Origin of the sequence: Lysinibacillus sp. NPDC093688 (assembly GCF_050280145.1) — a bacterium.
Taxonomy (GTDB): Bacteria; Bacillota; Bacilli; order Bacillales_A; family Planococcaceae; genus Lysinibacillus; species Lysinibacillus xylanilyticus_B.
This window is the reverse complement of the sequence record NZ_JBNNUX010000003.1, coordinates 88,145-109,428: the sequence shown is the minus strand read 5'-3', so window position 1 is coordinate 109,428 and position 21,284 is coordinate 88,145. Positions and strand designations below refer to the sequence as shown.

Sequence of the window (21,284 nt, the reverse complement as noted above, 5' to 3'; positions counted from 1 at the left end):
CAACAAATGTTTTCTGTGCGAAAGCGAAGCGACAGCAACAACATGATGTTGGTCACTCAGTCGTTGCCACAGGACGTGGAGATTTTAGAATGAGTTCCTCTTATTCAGCGGGTGTTTGGACACCCGCTGAAAGAAGTTAAATTAAATCTACTTTGTCGACTTTATAATAGGACAGATAGCCGATAATAAGCCCTAATAGACACATTATTATTGGAACCATGATAAATTGAAATAAACTGGCAGATGTGTCCCCATTTGAAACTGTTGCATTAATAAGAAATCCAATTAAGACAGCTGATGTAATTGTTGATGCTGTGGATTTTTTTCGCATGCCGAAGTACAAAGGTATTAAGCTGACCCCAGCCATCATAAAAGCATTGATAAAGATAGACGGAATTGTGGCTACCATCTCTTGTATCTCAACAGGTGTTTCAAACAAACCCATCATAGGATTTGTAAAATATACAGCGATATTAACCATAAAGGTCGCAATAATAATGCTAAAGAAACAAAATCCGAATACTAGAGATAGCTTAGCAAGAATAATTTTTTTCCTTTTTAATGGATACGTAAATAATAATCGAACTGTTTTATTTTTATATTCATCTATAACTAAACTAGATAGAATTACACTCGAGAAAATGATAAAGACAATGCGAATTAAAATATTTGTTAAAGATATAAAATCTGTATAATCCAGAAACATCTGTTCATCCCCGGAACCAACAGCCATAAGTGCAACTGCCGCAAAAATTCCAACAATACAAATGATTACTCCTTTAAAATAACTAGATATACGATTCTTTTTCCATTCAAGTCTTAATAGTTTAAGCAATTTGATTCCCTCCGTTAATAAGATTTAGGAAATACTCTTCTAAATGTTGTTGCTGTTTTTCAATGCCATTAACAGCAATATTATTTAAAATAAGTTCTTTATTAATCTGTGATTGAGAAACGTTCTGTTCAAAAATTCGAATACAATATTGATTCGCAATTTCATATTTCCGAATACCTAACTTGTTCTCTAGCACATGAATTGCTTTTTTCACATCGTCTATTTTAATCTCCAGATACTCCATGTTCTCTTTTCGAATATCCTCCATCCTTACCTCTTTCAATAATTTCCCATGATGAAGGATGCCAATTGTATCTGCTATTGATTCAATTTCTGATACAATATGACTTGATATCAATATAGTGATTCCATGCTCTTCTTTTAAAAGCAATAAAAGCTCGCGTATATCTTTAATGCCTATAGGATCGAGACCATTAATCGGCTCATCAAGAATTAGAATTTCAGGTTTCGTGATAATTGCCCGCGCAATGCCTAACCTTTGCTTCATCCCAAGCGAAAATTCGTGTATTTTTTTATGTTCAACACCATTGAGCCCTACTATCTCTAGTGCCTCCTCAGCGGCCCCTTTTTCATAAACCCCAATATACTCACAGTGAAGCTCTAAATTTTCTTTAGCCGACAGTCTTTCGTAAAATTCCGGGTACTCGATAATACTGCCTATTTTGCTCAAGTATTGATATGAAGTAGTAGAAATGGATTGGTTCAATATTTTTATTTCACCTGAAGTCGGTTTTACTAAATTTAAAATCATCTTCATAATCGTCGTTTTTCCAGCCCCATTCGGACCTAAAAACCCATAGATTTCGCCTCTCTTAACGTTCATATCGACGTTCGAGACGGTTTCGACTCCTTTGAAGTTCTTACTTAATTGATGTATCTGAATAACGTTTTCCATGTTATTTACTCCTTATCATTTTGAATTCGTTACATTAAGCTTACTAAGTGAAAGTAAAATCAAAGTAAACTCGATGGAAAATGACAGTAATTTTTTCAGGAGAGTAAGGATATAAAGATCAGAAGCTGTTATGATGAAATTGAAATGAGGGATAAAATTGGAAACCGTTGAAAAAATCCTAATCGTAGATGACGAGATTGGTATATTAAAATTATTAGAAATTACGTTACGAAAAGAAAACTTTATACATATTGATACTGCCTCAGCGGGTAAAAGCACACTACAACTTGTAAAAGAAAATCAATACGATATTATTTTGCTTGATATTATGCTACCAGATATAAGTGGCTTTGAACTTTGCACAGAAATACGTAAGCATACAAACACCCCAATTATTTTTGTTAGTGCTCGCTCTACTGATTTTGATAAATTAACGGGATTGGGTATTGGCGGAGATGATTATATTACGAAACCTTTTAATCCGTTAGAGGTCGTCGCTCGAATAAAGGTCATCCTTCGACGTCAAAAAATGTATGAGCGTTCTCAGCAACAGCAGCATACAAAATTTGATTTCGGTTATTTTGCTCTTAATCCTGAATCTGCAACATTAATCGTTAACAATCAACTTGTCGAGTGTACAGCTAAAGAATTAGAGCTACTACATTTCTTTTGTAAAAATCCAAATCGTATTTTTACAACGTCACAGCTCTATGAATTCGTGTGGGGAAATGATGTATATGGCGAGGAGAAAACCGTAACGATTCATATTTCAAAGCTAAGGAAAAAACTTGGGGATGATACGCGTAAGCCTAAAATTATTGTGAATTTAAGGGGTATTGGCTATAAATTCATTCCACCAAAAGAGGATTCACAATGCGAATAAACACTCGATTTACGTTACATCTTGCAATGGGGATTATTCTGTGGATGCTTTTGAGTGGTATTTGTATTGTTATCGGGCTCGAGGGTATTCTTCCACTCATTAAAAAATCTGTTAGTGAAGAGTATGAGAGTTTAATCGTAGTATGGATTTTTGGGTTTAGTACTATTGTTTGTATTGCCGTATTTGGGTGGTATTTTGGAGGTCCTCTTGGATTTATCATGTCTTGGATTCATCAGCTATCACAAGAAAACTACACACAGCCTGCGGGACTTTCTAAAATCTATACCCGTAAAGGAAAGCTCCGTATGCGTTACATGTTATATCAAGAGGTACTTCAACATCTACAATCCTTATCAGAAAAATTAAAAGCTGCTGAAACAGAACGTGAAAAGGTTGAACAAGCAAAACAAGAATGGATTGCCGGTATTTCGCATGATTTAAAAACACCATTAACGTATATTACAGGCTACTCTACTCTATTATTAAACGAACAATACGATTGGTCTAAGGATGAAGCTCGTTCTTTTATTCAAGAAATTGCAGATAAAGGCAAGCATATGGAGGAACTTATTCAAGATTTAAGTCTTGTCATTCAGTTTAATAATACAGACGGTCAATTACCCTTGCATAAAACCAATCAGGATATCGTGGATTTTACAAAAAGAATCGTTGCTACTATCAGCAACAATCCACAGGCAAATGACTATATCTTGCACTTTAAAACTAATACAACTGTTATAAACATTGACTTTGATACGAAATTCATGCAACGCATATTTCAAAACATTCTTATGAATTCCATTATCCACAATCCATCTAACACAAATATTTATACACAGATTTTTGATAGAGTAGAGCATGTAGAAATCCACATTGTGGACAACGGTGTAGGGATGTCTCAACACATGATGGACAACATATTCCAACAATACTATCGTGGAACTACAACAGATTCTTCTTCTGAAGGTACTGGATTGGGAATGGCGATCGTTTATAAACTCGTTCAAGCTCATAAAGGCACTATCTCCGTACAGAGCGAACCTTCTAATGGAACAACGTTTATTATTACATTGCCTAAAAAATAATATGGGAATTGAACACTTTTGGATTTTGCCTGAGCTGTCGGTTGTTGGACTTGACAGTTCTTCGGCGGATTCGATCACTTTTGGGGCTACCCGATTACTTCTTCAGTGAACCCGATCAATTTGATGGCCCATCGGAATCATTCATGAAATTATATGGTTTGACATATATTTAAGCATCATAAATCGGTTCATAAGGAGGATTTCATGCAATCTGAAAAATTGCGACTAAGAAAGATTCAACATCTTGCTCATGAAATTACTGATGAAATGCATAAAGGTGAAGAACTTACACGCTTAGAAACATTGATTCCTGTTATTGATAATTTATCTCGTGCAATTGGTGATTTAACAGATTCCTATGGAAAATATTCATTAGATTATGTAGAAGAAAAAGTGAAAAATGCTCATGCGCTTTTGTTTAACAAAGAAAAAGTGAATGTCTATTTATAAAGATATAGGAAAAGGGTAACCGTATAGATGGTTACCCTTAAAACATTTAATGTGTTTCAGGATTAAATGTTTTGCAATCTGTTTCTTCACTATTAGATGCCTGCTGTCCCTTTTGACTTACAACATAAATTTTTTCTGCACCACATCTGTTTCCAGAGTTCCAAAATGTACAGTTATTGACTTCACAAAGAATCTCTTGTGCCATCGTTTCCACACCTCCTCTTTTGTTATCATTAACAAAATTGAGGTATTTTAATACTTATTTATAGAAGGTGTAATAAACGGAAATATACATCATCTAAACGATTTCATAGTGTTGAAAAACAAAATGGTCAAAGAAATCTGTGTGAATGTTGTGGCTCTCTAAATGAGAGTGATTTCCGTTCCAGGCTACTCGCTTTCCTGTGGGCGAGCGTCGAGCCGCTTCCTCCGCTACGTTGCTGTCGCTACGTTAGCACTACGCTTTCGCACGGAAAACATTCGCTCCGTGCAGGGTCTCGCCTGTCTCGCTTTCCCACGGGAGTCGAGTAGCCTTCCACTCCAATCAACAATAATAGAACTTTTATAAATTTTACGCATTTCAAAAGTGAACGCTATGACAGCTCACTCTATTTGAACAGAATAGATTTACAACAGTGATGCAATTGTATCTCTTGTTGTTGCTATTATATCTTCGAATATAAAAGCAATTATTGCTGTCGCTTTGCACAGACAATCCATTGTTGCTGAAGTATTGTTTTATTACTATAAATTAGAGTGACATCTAAATAAATACATGCTAAGTAGTGGTTGATTGGAGTGGAGATTGGGCGACTCCTTGGGGATTAGCGTCACAGATGAGACCCTGGAGCGAGCACCGCGAGTGAAGCGGCTCATCGGACGCCCCCAGGAAAGCGCCCAGTCGGAATGGAAATCAACTACTCGTTGTGCCGTAAGAGTCATTCTTTAATTTCATTGTCACAATAGTTTTCCTCCACGTTATTCAATAACCTTTGTTGGTGTTGCCTCTTGCACAATTATAATGCCATCATATGCCTTAGCAGGTGTCATATCAATTGTATAAAGCATCTTCATAAACTTATACCAAACACTAAAGTCATCTCCGATATTACCCATTCTTTGTTTTTTTGCTAAGATATCAGCTAAATCCTTAGATTCATTAGCTTTTTTAAAGTCTACATAGAATATATTTTCCTTCACTTCGCTGAAAGCATCTATTAATGCATTATGGTGCTTAACTGTATACTCTTTTCTTACGCCAGACCCATTTTGTGCCTGAAACGTATTGTTAACAAAGTCAGTCCCAATAGCAAAGTATGCATCTTTATACACTTCGTCTAAGTATTGGCCCATAGATTTGTACCCTGCTAGATTCGCTGAAGTTTTCTCTATATGTCCATTATGAGCAGACATCAGTACTTTATCATGACCTTGAGCCGCTTCAAAATCAACGATCCATTGTAAGTTTTTCGCTAAATATTCATCACGAAGATTCGCATAATTACCATCACTTAAAAATAATTGTGTTCGCTGCTTCATAATTTGCGCATATTGAGCAGCAAGTAAATAAGCTTCTTTCGACGATTGCTTTTCATAAGAACCTTTATTTGTTTGCAAATCCTTTATGATTGCATCCATATTTTTGTCAAGTTCCTCTAGCTGACTACTAGATAAATCTCTCATTGTTTTATTCGTCGCATCTTTTAGCTGTGCCTTATATTTCTTAGCACCTTCACTATTGACCACTTCGTAATAGTCTAGTAACCCTTTTTTACTATAATCATAGCGTTGCATATCGTTCCCGTAAAAATAAATTTTATCTTTCTCATTGGCAGTCATGTTGTAATCATGCATCCACTGAACAAACTCAATCATTTGCTCTGTTTTATAGATACCATAATCCAAAGCTTTTACCGCTTCCTCAGCTGTGCCAGTACCATTTAAAATAAACTGATTAATTTGCTGAGCACCACCAAAATCACCTTCTAACACAAAAACACGAACATTTTCATTTTTTATTAGAGCTTGAAATACATCCTTCTTTAAAGTTTGGAATTCAACGTTACCATGTGTTGCTTCTCCAAAACCAATTACTTTCACGTCATTTGGAATATCAATATTTTCAACCGCGGATGTATATTTTGAAGCATCCTTAACAGCCTCTACCTTTCCCCATCCCGCTAAAACAAACACAAGAAATATTGTTGAAATTAACAAAAAACTCCTTTTAACAAGTACCATTTAAAAAAACCTCCCTTTATTTATTAAAAAGTTATTCCACGTCAGCAGAATGAAATAAATCCCACACTTTATACAGCTTTTCGTTGGAAATATAAATATCCTCCGAGGAAAAACAGTAAGAATCCTCCGCCTACAACTGTTAGTAATTGATCCCAAGGTACGAAGAATACATCATCCGTATTGTCGACTATATACATCATTGAGAATGGTTGAGCCCATGGATAGTAGGGTCCGATAGTTTTTGAATTGATTGCTAATATAGAAGGTAAAGTAAAAATTACATTAACTGCAAATGGGGCAGCAAAGCTTTTAAACATGACAGACATCCACAACTGCAAAGCCACTAATGGCAATGTCGCTACCCATCCTCCGATAATGCTCTTCCAAACAATCTCCATCGGGAAAGGATCTGTATAGCCCTTTATCATGCCTACAGCAAATATAGAACATAAATACAATAACTGCATCCCCAACACAAGAAGCATAATTAATACATACTTAGCTACAAATACTTTTCCTCTTGTCACCGGTAAAGCTAAAAGCTGTTTCCAACCTCCAGATTGATGCTCATATCTACAAATAAGACTTGCTAATACCCCTGCAATTAAAGGTAGAAACAATAATGCATATGTTAAATTCATTGAAAACAAAGAAATGTACCACGGATTCACATCAAGACCTTGCGTATTAGATTCTAAATTTGATGTTAATCCGATAAAAAGTCCGATTATCGGCCCTGCTAAAATGATTGGCACCATTTTAGATTTTCGCAGTTTAAACCATTCAGCGCTCAGTATAGACCACATTTACTTTACATCCCTTCTAGCGAAATCTATCATTCCGATAATATACAGCAAAATACCGATGCTGATTCCAAGCATGACATTTATAACGGGCTCATCCCATTGATTCATTAAAGATGGCCATTTCCAGATCATCCAATCAGGCAATACAAAGGAGGAATACGCAAAAATCACGCCGAAAATACCTACTGTAATTGGGATCCCCTGATTATGACAAACGCTTGCAATCCAAAGCTGAAGTGCTAATATTGGCAACGCTGCAAAAAATGGATAATAAGCAAATTTAGCAATTTCCATATATGGTGTGCTATCGCCCAAATCTAAAAAGATTCCGTAAGCCAGTGTCATTAACATTAATATCGTGGAAGACAAGAACAGTAAAATCGCTAGAACAGTGAACTTTGATAAATACACCGTTAATTTAGACACCGGTAGTGCAATTAATTGCTTCCACGCGTTCGTTTCATTTTCAATGCTCGCTATAAATGAAGTTAAAATAGCAATCCCTAAAACGATAGCAAGTGGTGTAAATGAATGAACATTTAATAAATAGTAGCCCCAATCGTCCTCGCTTTGCTCTAACAAATAGTCCTTCCTTACACCGTAATTTACCATTTGTAGAGCAACAACACCTATTGGTCCTAAAGCTGTTAAAAACCATAATCCTTTGCGTTTAATTTTCAAAAAGTCAGAGGTTAACAGTTTTCCTATCATAGCGCTTGCTCTCCTGTTGTCATTTGAAGGAAAATCTCCTCTAATGATCGCTTCTCTTCCTCTACTCGGTAAACCGAAATGCCTTCTTGTACAAGGATTTGTACAATGTGTGCTACCTTGTCATCTGAACATTCATCAAATAAAATGAGGTCATCCTTATGTTCTGCCTTAATGCCATTTGCTACTAATGAACGCCAACCCTTTTCACCGTCACTCACTTTAATGACTACCTTTGGCTGGGCAAATCTACGCATTGCTTCAATTGAATCTTGGAAAATCATTTTCCCCTTTGTCACAATTCCTACTTGCGTAGCCATTTGATCAATTTCAGATAATAGATGGCTTGAAATAATAATCGTCATTCCATACTCTGAAGGCAATCGTTTAATCAAATTACGAATTTCGATAATACCAGATGGATCAAGACCATTCGTTGGTTCATCTAAAATAAGTAATTCAGGATTATGTAACAACGATGCAGCTATACCTAAACGCTGCTTCATCCCAAGAGAAAAGCCCTTTACTTTTTTATCTGCGGCATCCTTCAAACGAACAATTTCTAACACTTCATCGATACGGGATTTCGGTACACCTAAAATTTTTCTTAACGCTTCTAAATTTTCATAGGCGGTTAAATGTGGATAATAGGAAGGGTTCTCTACTAATGAACCAACCTTTGCTAAAATATTAATTCGTTCCTTCGTTAAATCTTTTTGGAAGATTTTAACGGTCCCGGAAGATGGCTTCATTAGACCAAGAAGCATACGAATCGTCGTCGTTTTTCCCGCTCCATTCGGTCCTAAAAATCCATATATTTCACCTTTACGTATTTGTAAATTTATATTTGATACAGCTTGCTCTTTAGCAAAGCTCTTTGATAAGTTTTCTGTTTGTACGATATATTCCATTGTCCTCACCTCTGTAATTATCATAAGTAATGAAGGTTAAAAACAGGTAAGGTCCAAGGTTAAATTTTGTTTAAAAAAAGGCACTTTATCATAACGTGGGTTGATTTCCCACGGAGTCTGTATGGAGTATGAATCAAAACCATAAGCTTTGCTGACATACTATTTAGACAATCACTCTAAGTACGAAAATGAAGCATGCCTTAACATGCTTCACGAATTATTCTACTTGTAATGTTTAATTTTAATCTTGGTGCCAGATTCGCTTGACTCAATATCCCAATCTAAATTCATGCCCTTCACCATAATATCGACTATAGATAAGCCGATACCAGCGCCTTTAGCATCGGATTCATTTTTCATTCCGTTTCCGTGATCCTTTATGATAAATGCATCATATTGCTCCGTTGATTCGGTTTCTACGCCAATATATTTCCCGCTACTCGCATGACGTAATATATTTTGAAATAAATTATCAAATACTCGCCCAAGCCATATCGGATCCACTTGCCATTCATTTTTCTCAAATGACTGTAGTTCAATATCGATTTCAAAGCCTTCCTTTTCAAACACTGAATACCATGTAGTCATTTGCTCACGTACAAAACGTATAACGTTGATTTCTTTCGCCTCAAATTTATATTTACTAGCCATCAGCAATGTATAGGACATTAAATTTTCTATTAAAGCGTCAACACTAACAATCGATGTTTCCATTGCCTTAATCGCTTGTTTTCCATCCTCTGATAACGCCTCTTTACTAATTGAATAGGATTGCGCTCGTATTTTCGTTAATGGTGTTCGTAAATCATGTGATAAATTAGCAATCAATTCACGTCTTAGCTGTTCTTCCTTTTGCTCACGATCCTTACTTTCCCTAAGCTCGCACACCATACGATTAAAGCTATGTTCGAGCTGACCTATTTCGTCTTTCTTCTTGACCTTCGTTTCAATAGGTAAGCCATCTACATCACGAATTTCCATTGCTTCCTGTAGGTGCAATAGTCGTTTCCGAATCCCTCTGAAAAATAAAAAGGAGACTATAATGACAAATAAAATAATCGCAAAAACACCGAAAAATACAAAGGCCCCATATTTTTCATAAACACTCCTAATTGGTGGATTAAACACTTCTTTAGGAATTTCCAAAACGATAAATCCATTCGATTCATCTTCACCTAGAAAAGCAATGACAGTAAATGGATCTCCACCATAATGTTCTTTTATAAACTTTGTTGTAAATGCCGGTGTCCATTTTAATGGCAGTTGCTCAGCCACATTCAATGTTGTAAGCAATGTACCATCCTCACTTACCCAAAACATTGATGCTTTAGAGTATTGTTTCTTCCAACTTTCAAAATGTTGAACAATTGCTTCCTCTGTCATGTTTTTTATACTTTTAGCTTCTGCATGCCATTTTCCCTCTACTTTACTCTCAATCTCAGCTCCCTTCGAAAGACCATCTTCTCCATTTTTGGCAATCCCTAAAACAAAAAGGGGAATGACGAGATAGGCTATTTGAACAATAGAAATAGCGAGCAGAATGATAAACATATACTTAGCTAGTAAGGATCGAAAAAATTTCATTGCTTCACCCTATATCCAATACCACGAATGGTTTCAATAATTGTTGGCTTGGCTGGATTTACTTCTATTTTTTCTCTTAAGTACCGAATATGCACCATTAATGTTTTATCGCCTTCTATGTAACTTTCACCCCAGACACCTTCATAAAGCTGTTCCTTCGTTAAAATTTGATTTAAATGGCGAATAAAATACTGTAATAGATAGAATTGCTTACCGGTTAATTGAATTTCTTCATCAGTTTCCTTGTTGATAATCCGCATATCTTTCGTATAAATTTTTAAATGCTGAAGTTCTAATACATCATCATTCTTTTGATATCTTCTTAGTAAAACCTCCACACGGGCTATAAGTTCATCTGGGTGGAATGGCTTCGTTAAATAATCGTCTGCGAAGTTAAGGCCCTCTATTTTATCCTCTACAGCAGTTCTTGCTGACAGCATTAAAATCGGGATTTCTTTATTTTCCCGCTTAATTCTTTTGCCAATTGAAAAGCCATCTAAGCCTGGCAGCATCACATCCAATATAGCGATATCCTTACAAGCTATGTGCTGATCGACCTCTTCCCCAGATTCAAGCCATGTAACCTCATATCCTCTTTCCGTTAAATCCTTTGTCACCCATTGACCAATCTCTTTTTCGTCTTCTATGTACAATATGCTATACAAAATGGTAATCCTCCCAATCTACAACTAAATTTTAGAAATAAATGTTATTCGAAGCATATTCGTATTATACGATTTCATAGATTTGTACTCAATCGTTGTCTGTAAAGTGAGAGATTCATTTAATAAATCACATCTAAAGCTCGGTATGTCGATAAAATTAGAAAGTTGAGCGATAAACTTTAAAAGTTGGGTGATAAAACTAGAAAGTTAGGCGATAAACTTTAAAAGTTGGGTAATAAAACTAAAAAGTTGGGCGATAACTTTAAAATTTCATCGATAAAACAGGCTAACTATAAAAAGACGTATTTGGTCCCCCAAATACGTCTTTCTTTCTTTTAATCAGTAATTATCAACATATCATGATCATCAAACTGCCACATGTCCCCATAAGCAACTTCCCAATAGTAGCCGTTTGGGTCTTGGAAATAGCCACTATAGCCACCCCAGAATACCGTTTCGGGTTCTTTGACGATTTTCGCCCCGGCATTTTTAGCTAAATCAAACACTTGATCAACTTCTTCTTTCGACTTTCCATTATAAGCAAGCGTAATCCCGTTAAAGCCATTGCCCATAGCCGGTGGATTTGCTTCGTTAATATCTTTTACTAAACGGTCAATCGGAAACAGTGAGATTTTTGTCCCTCCATTATTAAAGAAAATAACATCTGGGTTTGTTTCCTCACCATAAACAATCACTTCAAACCCCAGACCCTCTCTATAAAATCTAAGAGACTCGATCATATCTTTTACACCCAACGTTATTAAATTCAAACGATTCATCTATCCATCTCCTTTATATCAATTTCGCCTTGGCGTAATTGCGTCCGGATTTTAAATTGTGCCTAGGCCTGCACGATGCAGGTCAGTTAGCCGTTTTCGCAGGATGCGAAGGTTTTAGGCTAACATCCTTGTATTCATTCCTTTTAAAATCCGTGACATCCGCCGGAGGCTTTATCTTCATTCAGTAGGTATTTGGAACAACCATTGAATAGGATCCTCATCTTCTGTAGCTGAAGATACAAAAACATTTATTGCTGAATGAAGATAAAAGCCTCCCTTACTTATTCTATTTCAAGCATTGAATCCCCTTCCACCTTCTGTAAACCATTCATGTTGCTTCTGTCCATATACTTTTTGTATAAGCCATTTTTAATCCGCATCGCTCCATATTATTTTGGCTTATAGATGCAAATTTGGCGTGGCCTATCATTAAACTACAATTTTGTTTCAAAGCTTTATTGATACGAAACTGTATGAATGCTTGGTGAATCCCTTGATTACGGGCAGTTGGTTTCACGGCAGATGCAGCTAAAATGGCTGTCCCATTATTTACATACAAAGAGCCGACACCAACATCCTCATTATGAAGAGAAGCGATATAAAATGACCAACCAGGCTTGTCATGCAACACTTGATTATTTGTCGCAACACTTTGTGCTAAAAATGCTGGCATACCAAAACCTTCAGCATAGATATTCCCGTAACAATCAAATTCGTCTTCCTTGATTTGTCTTATTTTAATGGGCGAATCCTTTGTTTTCCCCATCGTCTCTTCATTTAGCTCACAATATAATGTTGCATGAAAATCACTCTGGAAAAGACCAGCATTATGTAATTTTTGTAGCGAAGTAGCGTTTACATATTGAGGGGCTAAATCAAAGCGAGCTGGTATTTCTCTTGCTCTATAAAAGCTAAGGATTTTATCTATAGTATTCTCCGAACCCAAGCTATCACCCTTTACCACATTATAAGAGGGACCGGGGATATTTTTAATAGAGAAAGCATAGGCACCATCAAATTGACCAACCTCTACTCCCAAAGCATTGTTCTGAATTTCCTTAATTGCATTCAGCCTCGACTCAAACATCTTGACTTCCGTCATTTCAAAGTGATCTACCAAGTTTTTCGTTATTACCACTCCTTATTCACCCACCCCGTAAGATTTACTTTTCTACCACTAATTGTAACCTACACAAAGGGCCGAACTACGTAAACTAATAAAAATTTCTTCCTGTGAACCATTGATATCTCACAAAAGTAACCTCTACGTTTCTATGAAACTAAAAAGTGCGTACTTTTTTTTGCAATGGCATGAAAGCATAATAAGAAAGCAACAAAGCGCTAGCAAAAATTGGAGGACAGAAAAATGAATAATCATTTACAAGATACAATCACATTAAATAATGGCTTACAAATGCCAGGAATGGGTTTAGGCGTATTTCAAGTAGAGAATGATGCTACAGCAGAAATAGTGAAAAATGCGATCGAGGTCGGTTACCGTAGCATCGATACTGCAGCCATTTATGGCAATGAAGCGGGGGTTGGTGAAGGTATTAGACAAGCACTAGCATCTACTTATTTACAACGTGAGGATTTATTTATTACATCCAAAGTATGGAACGATGGCTTGAGCTATGAAGAGACAATCGCAGCATACGAGGACAGCTTAGAAAAATTAGGGCTAGATTATTTAGACCTCTACCTTATTCATTGGCCAGGTAAAAATAAATATAAAGAAGCTTGGAAGGCACTCGAAGATTTATACGAACAAGGGAAAATTAAAGCTATTGGGGTATGTAATTTCCATGTGTCGCACTTACAGGATCTTCTTAAAACAGCTCGTATCACACCGGTTATTAACCAAGTGGAATTCCATCCACGATTACAACAAACTGAGCTACGTTCATTTTGCGAAGAGCACAATATACAAATGGAAGCTTGGGCACCATTAATGCAAGGTGGACTTCTTGATCATGAAACTATTTCAACAATAGCTGAAAAATACGGAAAATCAAATGCTCAAGTGATCTTACGTTGGGATATTCAAAACGGTATCATCACAATTCCAAAGTCTGTGCGTAAAGAACGTATGATTCAAAACGCTAATATTTTTGATTTCACCCTAACTGATGAGGAGATGGCGATTATTAACGCTATGAATCTAGAACAACGTGTTGGGCCAAATCCAGATGACTTTGACTTTGCTCTGTAAACGTAAAAGAGACTGTCTAATCTCCTTCTCTTAGACAGTCTCTTTCCAATCTATTTAAGATGTATGCTTAATCGCGATATCTTCATCACGTTGCATTATCAGTACATCTTCACCTTTATCTTGTAGCATTTCGATATGTTTTTCACCCCAAGTGCAAAGGACGTTCAGCACAGGGTCCATCTCTTGACCATAAGGTGTTAGCGAATATTCAACTTTCGGCGGTACTTGATTGAAAACCTTGCGATTAATTAATCCAGACTGCTCTAATTCACGCAATTGGCTTGTTAGCATTTTTTGTGAAATACCTGGAATCAATCGGCGAAATTCATTCGTACGAATCTGACCATGGTGGGTTAGATGACAAAGAATGACCGGTTTCCATTTACCTCCGATTACTTCTAGAGTGGCTTCGACACCAATATTATAAACTTTTTTCATTGTAAACCCCCTGAAATATTCAAAAGTAACTAAAAGTACCCTACACAACTTTTAGGCATGTATGAATATTACTATACACTATACAAAAAATCAAAGGAGATATTAATAGAATGAAAGATACAAAAATGCCGAATGCTAAACTAATATTACTCGCACTTGCAATCAGTGCATTTGGTATCGGCTCTACAGAATTTATAAGCGTTGGACTTCTTCCATTAATTACAGAAGATTTTGGTATAACGTTAAGTACTGCGGGTTTAACCGTATCCATATATGCACTAGGTGTAACTATTGGTGCACCGCTTTTAACAGCCTTAACATCGCGCCTTAGTCGCAAAAATGTGTTACTACTCGTCATGGTACTTTTTATTATCGGGAATTTACTTGCAGCTCTAGCACCCTCATTCTCATTACTACTTGCCGGCCGTGTTATTTCAGCATTAGCACATGGCGTGTTTATGTCTATTGCCTCTGTTATCGCTGCAGATGTTGTGGCACCTAATAAACGAGCAAGTGCAATAGCTTTTATGTTTACAGGGCTAACATTAGCAACTGTCACTGGTGTCCCGCTAGGAACTTTTATTGGACAAGTATCTGACTGGCGAATGTCGTTCATTTTCATTGTGATAATAGGTATTATCGGATTAATTAGTAATGCCCTGCTTGTTCCTAGTCAGTTATCTAAAGGCAATCCAATATCAATTCGCGATATCGGAAAAGTATTAGGGAATATACGAATGCTATTAATTCTCTTCATTACTGCGATTGGATACGGTGGAGCATTCATAGTATACACCTATGTTTCCCCTATCTTAGAGCAGTATATGGGCTACTCACCGAAAGCAATTGTCGTGATCTTAATTGGATACGGTATTTGTGTTGCAATCGGTAATACATTAGGTGGTCATTTTGCGAATAATAACCCTTTACGTTCTATCTTTATTATCTTTATAGGCTTAGCATTATCATTACTCGGCATCGGCTTCTTTTTGGAATCATCGTTTATTGGATTAATGATGGTCTTTATGATGGGGCTATTTATGTTTATGAATGTACCAGGATTACAGCTTTATGCCGTTCAGCTTTCAGAAAAGTATATACCATCAGCTATTTCAATGGCTTCAGCATTAAACATTTCGGCTTTTAACATTGGCATTTTTCTAGGTTCATACATCGGGGGATTCATCATTCGCCACCAATCATTAGCTCATACACCTATATACGGATTCGCCTTGGTGATGATTGCGGCAGCTACTACATTACTATGGTTAATCTTTGATAAAAACAAATAATAGATCCAGAATAAAAAATAAAAGGAAGCCTTAACCAATAAATAAGGCTTCCTTTTTGTGTTTATCATATTCCACTTTTGCTCAATCTCTTCAAAGCATCGATCATTAACACCGAAAGTCTTTGTTGTACATAAGATAATGTATCAGCTATAGGATAGGAGGAGTTTAGTTGTATTACAATCCTTATCCGTATTTTGTCTATCCTCATTATTATCCAACATGGGTAATGGCAAATCAACCAACTACTCAACAACCTTCTAGACATCTAGCAATGCCAGACCCAACGAATAGAAGTCCATTTCCATCCATCAATACAGTGAAATTAAAGACTTCTGCGAAACGGATTAAGGTTATTATGCAGCAAGCACAATTACTTACAGATAAAATTGATGAATCAGAGCAATTTGCACATGATCTTATGAACGCAGCACAACAATCAAATAAAACAGAAGTAGAAAAATTAATTGCGTCAACAGGCGTTACCGTAAAATTCGAAACAAACTATACACCAGATGGATTTCGTATAACATTTACTGAAAGCGGCTGTTGTAAGCTAACATTAATTTTTGGTTGGTGAAGAGTTGGCCCTTTGAAGAGGGCCTCTTTTAGATTTATTGAATATTGAACTCTAAACCTCATTTAATTTAGATCTTGTTTAAAAGAATAGTAGGTAGCGATTATAAGTGTGCTAAATACAATAATAAAATTGATTGTCATATCAAAGACAGCAGAAAAAATTGTCCCAATACTTGACCCTAAGAAAAGAAGAAATGTGTAGGAAGCCATCCCATAAGAAAGATTGTTTTTTATTTGTTTTCCAACCTCTTGAATAAGCAATGGTAGCGTAGATGAAACCGAGAATGATATACACAAAATAGCGATATATAAACAATATATTTTGCTTGATAACATTAACAGAGAAAATCCACCTAAATTTATAATTAAAAATACAATTATTAATTTCTTACCAATTCTATTTAGAATAGGTGCAAGTAGAGGAGAAATTAAAATGCCTATTAAGCTGACAAACTGAATTGTAGTTGGTGAGATAGAGATATTCTGTTTTGTAGAGAGGTTTTGGATTATTTGAAGTAACATGACAAAATAAAAAAATTGTATAATGATCATGCCAAACAACCAACGATATTTAGGATTCAGTAATACTCTATACACTTGCCTATATTCTTGGCCTATTTTCAACCGTTCATGCTGTTCTATATCTTTAGGTAGTAAATAGCCATACATAATAGTAAGCCCTGCGATGATTATGCTTACTAGTAGAAACAATTCTGATACTGTTACAAATTTAATGGTTAGTCGAGATAATAATTGACTTACTATAGGGCTAGCAGTAAGGGCTGTACTTAATATTATCATCTTTTTGTTATTAAATAATTCTAGACCATAGTGTAATGCGATAGGAGTAAAAGTCGCACTACTAAGTCCTTGCAAACCTCTTAATAAACAAAATATAGCGTAATTATGAACTAAACCAACGCACGCAGTAAAACACGCTGTAAATAGTAATCCTAAAATTAAAACTTTTCGTTTCCCATATTTTTTAACAACTACTGTCCATGCTAGGAAACCACAAGCATAGCAAAAGGAGAAGATACTTGTACTTAGAAAAACAAAACTGTGCTCTATATGAAATTCAGCTTGTAACTGAGCTGACATAGGCAGTAGTACAAAGTTCTGTGAAACGATTAATATTCCCGTTACAGCAAATAATAGTAAAACAACATTTGAATACCATGGATTAAGTATTTTTCTTGGTGAAATTCCATCCTGGTAATTACTCATTCCTCCATAATAAATCCTTTCCTCCAGGATGGGAATCGTAAATGTAATCCAGCTTCTTTCGCTTTCTGATTGAACGCTCCTCTTTCCCACTGATCTTTCCCATCAATATATTTCGGCGGTGATGCTTTTAGCTGTTCCGCATAATATCTACCCCATACACTGTTTTTAACAGGTTCATCATCCGCTATATTGTAAATTCCTGGTTCCCAGTCAATAGCCTCTATTGTTGCTTTTACTGCATCCTCAATATGGATAAACGATGTTATGCCATCATTTACTACCATTTCTCCTCTGAGATATTGTTGTGCAATTAAGCCTTGTGAATCATACCAAGTACCTGGTCCGTAAAGTGAACCGTACCTTAAAATAACAGAGTCTGGGATTTCTTGAATAGCACTCTCCAATGCTACTATTCCGTCTATTGTAATCTTCCTTCTGCCTATTGCATTTACGTCTAAAGGGGTTTCTTCAATGGCAATTGTGTCGCCCGGTTCATATGCCCATGCAATACTTTGGGCAATAAGTCGTTTACTATTTGTCTTTTTCGCAGCTTCAACTAAATGGCGAGTTCCAATTGCCCTCACTTTAGCATTGTCCTCTACTCGTCCGTGCTGAAGCGCCGTGACCTGATGGATAATAATGTTTGGTTGAAAATCCTGTATAATTGCCTCAACTTGCTCCTTTTCAAGTATATTTCCAACGTATGCCGTAGCGCCTAATGCTTGTAATACTTCAATTTTAGAATCACTTGTTGTCATTCCTCCAACTATATAGCCTTTTTCAACTAAAGCTGCTATAAGACTTTTTCCAATTACACCAGTTGCGCCTGTTACAAAAATTTTCATATTTACCCCATTCCTTTCTTCATTCTTTAACCAACATCATTGTATGGTTGTTCGTTATTCTATACAATGACAATAAAACAAATCTGTACCGGTAAAGGGGTATATAAATGCTGAAATATCAACAAATTGTTGCAGATATACTTTATGAAATTGAGCAAGGAACTTTAATAGAAGGGGCAAAATTGCCTTCTATTCGTGAATTAAAAAACCGTTACGATTGCAGTTCAGAAACTGTCCTAAAGGCATTAAGCGTATTAAAATACCAGCACCTAATTTTCTCCATTCCAAAGAGTGGATTTTATGTATTGTCTACATCAAATTATCAAAGCACTGAGGTAACGAATATTATTGACTTTGCCACAGCTACCCCAGAAAAAACAATGTTCCCTTACACAGAATTTCAACATTGCTTAAATCAAGCAATTGAAATTCAACAAGGTGGGCTTTTCTCTTATGGGATGACAGTACACGGGTTAGAGTCATTGATTTTAGAGGTAAAGAAGTTACTTGAGCAATATCAGGTGTTTGCTAATAAAGAAAATATTGTGATTACAACTGGCACTCAGCAAGCACTTTATATATTGACATCAATTCCTTTTCCAAATGAAGGAGATACAATTCTAGTCGAGCAGCCAACATACCACCTCTTTAATCGCTTACTTGAAACGACTGACGTCAAATGTATTGGAATAAAAAGAGATGCAAATGGTATTAACCTGCAGCAACTAGAAAATAATTTTGCTGAAAATCGTATAAAGTTTTTCTATACTATGCCAAGGTTCCATAATCCGTTAGGGACTTCTTTTAGTAAGAAGGAAAAATTAAATATAATAGCTTTAGCAAAGAAATATAATGTCTATATTGTTGAAGATGATTATTTAGCCGATTTTGATCTAAATACAAAAGCCGACCCCATGTTTGCGTATGATGTAAGTAACCGTGTTATTTATCTAAAAAGCTTTTCTAAAATTATCTTTCCAGGATTACGAGTTGGGATTACTGTACTTCCTGATCCAATTTTAAATAATTTTATAGCTTTAAAAAGAGTAATTGATTACGATACAAGCCTGATAACACAAGGGGCCTTGGAGCTATACTTAAAGAGTGGAATGTTTCATTCTCACAGTAGGATGCTTTCACAAAAGTCTGCAAAAAAATCAGCTATTTTACATGAAGAGGTTCAAAAATTAGCCGGTTCTTCAAATATCGACTATACACGTCCAAGCTCACTTGATACTAAACTACACATGGTAATTCCTCAAAAATTACATGTAAATACTTTAATCCAACGTTTACTTGTTGAAAATGTGCATTTGAAAGCTATTGACGACAATTATTTAAAAAGTTTTCACAAAGAAAATGTACTCAAAATAGATGTAAGGAATACAAATCAAGCTCTTATTCCACTAGGTGTACAAAAAATATTTAAAGCAATGATTTTATAGAGAGGCTCTGGAATATTAAATTTTTAACCTTGTATCCCTATTGAACTTGTAAACTATAAACAAATATACTAAAGTGTGTGTAAACTTTATTTCTGAAAATTCTTATATCGCATTTTCTTATCAAGAGAGATGGAGGGATTGGCCCTATGAAGTCTCAGCAACCAGCCTATAGGTATGGTGCTAATTCCAAATGGCATAATTTAGCCTTGAAGATGAGAAGACTTACTGCAGTTGCTTTGCACAAGAGTCTTCTTCTACAAGGAGGACTCTTTTTTATTTGCTATTTAACGCGAATGATACGCAAAGAATAGCACCCAAAATATGAATAGAAAGCAGGGAAATATTATGGCAAACGAACTTTTACAAGCAATTAAATTATTGAAATCAAAAGAATGGGTCGATTTAACGCATACATTTGGTCCAAGTTCTCCACACTTCTTTATGTTTGATGATGCAAAATTTGAAACATTATTTTCCCATGATGATGGCTTCTTTGCACAGCAATTTACTTTCCCTGGGCAATACGGAACACATATCGACCCACCTATCCATTTCGTGCGAGAAACACGCTATTTAGAGGAATTGGAACTAAAAGAACTAGTGCTACCACTAATCGTTATTGATAAATCGAAGGATGCCGAAATTAATAACGATTACACATTAAGTGTTCAAGATATTCTTAACTTTGAAGTTGAATATGGAGAAATTGAAGCCGGTACCTTTGTTGCGCTGCGTACTGATTGGAGTAAACGATGGCCAGATAAAGAGTCTTTCAGCAACAAAGATGCTGAAGGCAATAATCATATTCCTGGCTGGGGATTAGAAGCGTTGCAATTTTTATTCAACGAACGAAAAGTAAGTGCTATTGGCCACGAAACTTTTGATACGGATTCAGCAGCAGATTTTCGTAAAAACGGAAAGTTAGACGGAGAATATTTTGTACTAGAGCAAGATACTTACCAAATCGAGCTTATGACCAATTTAGATAAGCTACCTCCAAAAGGCGCCGTTATATTCAATATTGTGCCAAAGCCTGAAAAAGCATCTGGATTCCCTGTCCGTTCATTTGCTATATTGCCTTAATATAGCAATAGGTCCGATTTGAAATGTAGACAAACACCACTTTGTTTTGCACAGAGCTGTATGGTAATTTAATCGACAGACTTTGCCATTTAGCATTTTATGAAGAGCATCTAATCTTGTTTTACTCGAGAAGTCTATGTGGTGAGGCTTGCCTTGTATAGTATTTTAACCATAGCTATAATACTATTTTGTTTCGCTTGTCGACTCATTCTATGATGAGGAACTGTTGATTTTCGCGGAGAGTGGCGACTCCTGCGGGATGAGCTTGCGCTGAAAGCCCCGCAGGAACGGAGTGACGAGGAG

The 21,284-nt window shown here is 36.0% G+C and carries 22 protein-coding genes and 1 riboswitch; of the genes, 8 read left to right on the top strand and 14 right to left on the bottom strand.

Translation table 11 applies throughout. From position 1 onward, the window contains the following. Window positions 1–136: 136 nt before the first annotated feature. Window positions 137–835 (bottom strand): ABC transporter permease, encoded by a 699-nt coding sequence (locus ACQKN2_RS04220; RefSeq protein WP_427413832.1) that lies wholly within the window; start codon window positions 833–835, stop codon window positions 137–139. Beyond that, entirely contained in the window at window positions 828–1,751 is a 924-nt protein-coding gene (locus tag ACQKN2_RS04215; protein WP_427413831.1) for an ABC transporter ATP-binding protein, read from the bottom strand. Before ACQKN2_RS04215 ends, ACQKN2_RS04220 begins: the two co-directional genes overlap by 8 nt. A gap of 157 nt (window positions 1,752–1,908) precedes the next feature. Here ACQKN2_RS04215 and ACQKN2_RS04210 point away from each other — a divergent pair, with 157 nt between their 5' ends. The 3 genes from ACQKN2_RS04210 (at window position 1,909) to ACQKN2_RS04200 (ending at window position 4,169) form a co-directional block, all read left to right on the top strand. Next, window positions 1,909–2,634 (top strand): response regulator transcription factor, encoded by a 726-nt coding sequence (locus ACQKN2_RS04210; protein WP_427413830.1) that lies wholly within the window; start codon window positions 1,909–1,911, stop codon window positions 2,632–2,634. After that, complete coding sequence (locus tag ACQKN2_RS04205; protein WP_427413829.1) at window positions 2,625–3,719, top strand: sensor histidine kinase; 1,095 nt, start codon at window positions 2,625–2,627, stop codon at window positions 3,717–3,719. The genes ACQKN2_RS04210 and ACQKN2_RS04205 overlap by 10 nt, the downstream gene beginning before the upstream one ends. A gap of 204 nt (window positions 3,720–3,923) precedes the next feature. After that, complete coding sequence (locus ACQKN2_RS04200) at window positions 3,924–4,169, top strand: group-specific protein (RefSeq protein WP_323647896.1); 246 nt, start codon at window positions 3,924–3,926, stop codon at window positions 4,167–4,169. Window positions 4,170–4,215: 46 nt separating this feature from the next. Here ACQKN2_RS04200 and ACQKN2_RS04195 read toward each other — a convergent pair whose 3' ends face one another. The 9 genes from ACQKN2_RS04195 to ACQKN2_RS04155 all read right to left on the bottom strand — a co-directional run bounded on the left by ACQKN2_RS04195 (window position 4,216) and on the right by ACQKN2_RS04155 (window position 13,001). Beyond that, window positions 4,216–4,374 carry a DUF1540 domain-containing protein gene (locus tag ACQKN2_RS04195; protein WP_082172635.1) on the bottom strand — a complete coding sequence of 53 codons (159 nt, stop codon included), beginning with the start codon at window positions 4,372–4,374 and terminating at the stop codon, window positions 4,216–4,218. 773 nt (window positions 4,375–5,147) lie between these two features. Then, entirely contained in the window at window positions 5,148–6,410 is a 1,263-nt protein-coding gene (locus ACQKN2_RS04190) for an erythromycin esterase family protein (protein ID WP_427413828.1), read from the bottom strand. A 68-nt stretch (window positions 6,411–6,478) separates the two neighbouring features. After that, window positions 6,479–7,216, bottom strand: coding sequence for an ABC transporter permease (locus ACQKN2_RS04185; protein ID WP_427413827.1), 738 nt, complete (start codon window positions 7,214–7,216; stop codon window positions 6,479–6,481). Continuing rightward, a complete protein-coding gene (locus ACQKN2_RS04180) occupies window positions 7,217–7,927 on the bottom strand; it encodes an ABC transporter permease (protein WP_427413826.1) in 711 nt (236 codons plus the stop codon). Continuing rightward, complete coding sequence (locus tag ACQKN2_RS04175; protein ID WP_427413825.1) at window positions 7,924–8,835, bottom strand: ABC transporter ATP-binding protein; 912 nt, start codon at window positions 8,833–8,835, stop codon at window positions 7,924–7,926. The genes ACQKN2_RS04180 and ACQKN2_RS04175 overlap by 4 nt, the downstream gene beginning before the upstream one ends. A 222-nt stretch (window positions 8,836–9,057) precedes the next feature. Beyond that, a complete protein-coding gene (locus tag ACQKN2_RS04170; protein ID WP_427413824.1) occupies window positions 9,058–10,419 on the bottom strand; it encodes a sensor histidine kinase in 1,362 nt (453 codons plus the stop codon). After that, window positions 10,416–11,084: a response regulator transcription factor gene (locus ACQKN2_RS04165; protein ID WP_427413823.1), complete on the bottom strand. Its 669-nt coding sequence runs from the start codon at window positions 11,082–11,084 to the stop codon at window positions 10,416–10,418. The genes ACQKN2_RS04170 and ACQKN2_RS04165 overlap by 4 nt, the downstream gene beginning before the upstream one ends. Window positions 11,085–11,419: 335 nt before the next feature. Beyond that, a complete protein-coding gene (locus ACQKN2_RS04160) occupies window positions 11,420–11,863 on the bottom strand; it encodes a VOC family protein (protein WP_427413822.1) in 444 nt (147 codons plus the stop codon). A gap of 328 nt (window positions 11,864–12,191) precedes the next feature. Continuing rightward, complete coding sequence (locus ACQKN2_RS04155; protein ID WP_427413821.1) at window positions 12,192–13,001, bottom strand: GNAT family N-acetyltransferase; 810 nt, start codon at window positions 12,999–13,001, stop codon at window positions 12,192–12,194. Between the two features lie 228 nt (window positions 13,002–13,229). Here ACQKN2_RS04155 and ACQKN2_RS04150 point away from each other — a divergent pair, with 228 nt between their 5' ends. Beyond that, window positions 13,230–14,075 carry an aldo/keto reductase gene (locus tag ACQKN2_RS04150; protein WP_427413820.1) on the top strand — a complete coding sequence of 282 codons (846 nt, stop codon included), beginning with the start codon at window positions 13,230–13,232 and terminating at the stop codon, window positions 14,073–14,075. A gap of 54 nt (window positions 14,076–14,129) precedes the next feature. Here ACQKN2_RS04150 and ACQKN2_RS04145 read toward each other — a convergent pair whose 3' ends face one another. Further along, window positions 14,130–14,513: a winged helix-turn-helix transcriptional regulator gene (locus tag ACQKN2_RS04145; RefSeq protein ID WP_427413819.1), complete on the bottom strand. Its 384-nt coding sequence runs from the start codon at window positions 14,511–14,513 to the stop codon at window positions 14,130–14,132. 110 nt (window positions 14,514–14,623) lie between these two features. Here ACQKN2_RS04145 and ACQKN2_RS04140 point away from each other — a divergent pair, with 110 nt between their 5' ends. Then, entirely contained in the window at window positions 14,624–15,805 is a 1,182-nt protein-coding gene (locus tag ACQKN2_RS04140; RefSeq protein ID WP_427413818.1) for an MFS transporter, read from the top strand. Between the two features lie 169 nt (window positions 15,806–15,974). Further along, entirely contained in the window at window positions 15,975–16,382 is a 408-nt protein-coding gene (locus tag ACQKN2_RS04135) for a hypothetical protein (protein ID WP_427413817.1), read from the top strand. Between the two features lie 62 nt (window positions 16,383–16,444). Here ACQKN2_RS04135 and ACQKN2_RS04130 read toward each other — a convergent pair whose 3' ends face one another. Both ACQKN2_RS04130 and ACQKN2_RS04125 read right to left on the bottom strand, forming a co-directional pair. Continuing rightward, window positions 16,445–17,608, bottom strand: coding sequence for an MFS transporter (locus ACQKN2_RS04130; protein WP_427413816.1), 1,164 nt, complete (start codon window positions 17,606–17,608; stop codon window positions 16,445–16,447). Next, on the bottom strand, window positions 17,605–18,453 hold the full coding sequence (locus ACQKN2_RS04125) for an NAD-dependent epimerase/dehydratase family protein (protein ID WP_427413815.1): 849 nt from the start codon (window positions 18,451–18,453) through the stop codon (window positions 17,605–17,607). The genes ACQKN2_RS04130 and ACQKN2_RS04125 overlap by 4 nt, the downstream gene beginning before the upstream one ends. 107 nt (window positions 18,454–18,560) lie before the next feature. On the opposite strand from ACQKN2_RS04125, the gene ACQKN2_RS04120 reads away from it, so the two are divergent. Further along, the gene (locus tag ACQKN2_RS04120) at window positions 18,561–19,898 is read left to right on the top strand and encodes a PLP-dependent aminotransferase family protein (RefSeq protein WP_427413814.1); all 1,338 of its coding nucleotides are present in this window, start codon (window positions 18,561–18,563) and stop codon (window positions 19,896–19,898) included. A 114-nt stretch (window positions 19,899–20,012) separates the two neighbouring features. Then, window positions 20,013–20,117, top strand: a riboswitch (SAM riboswitch). A 126-nt stretch (window positions 20,118–20,243) separates the two neighbouring features. Then, window positions 20,244–20,981 carry a cyclase family protein gene (locus tag ACQKN2_RS04115; RefSeq protein WP_427413813.1) on the top strand — a complete coding sequence of 246 codons (738 nt, stop codon included), beginning with the start codon at window positions 20,244–20,246 and terminating at the stop codon, window positions 20,979–20,981. Window positions 20,982–21,284 lie beyond the last annotated feature (303 nt).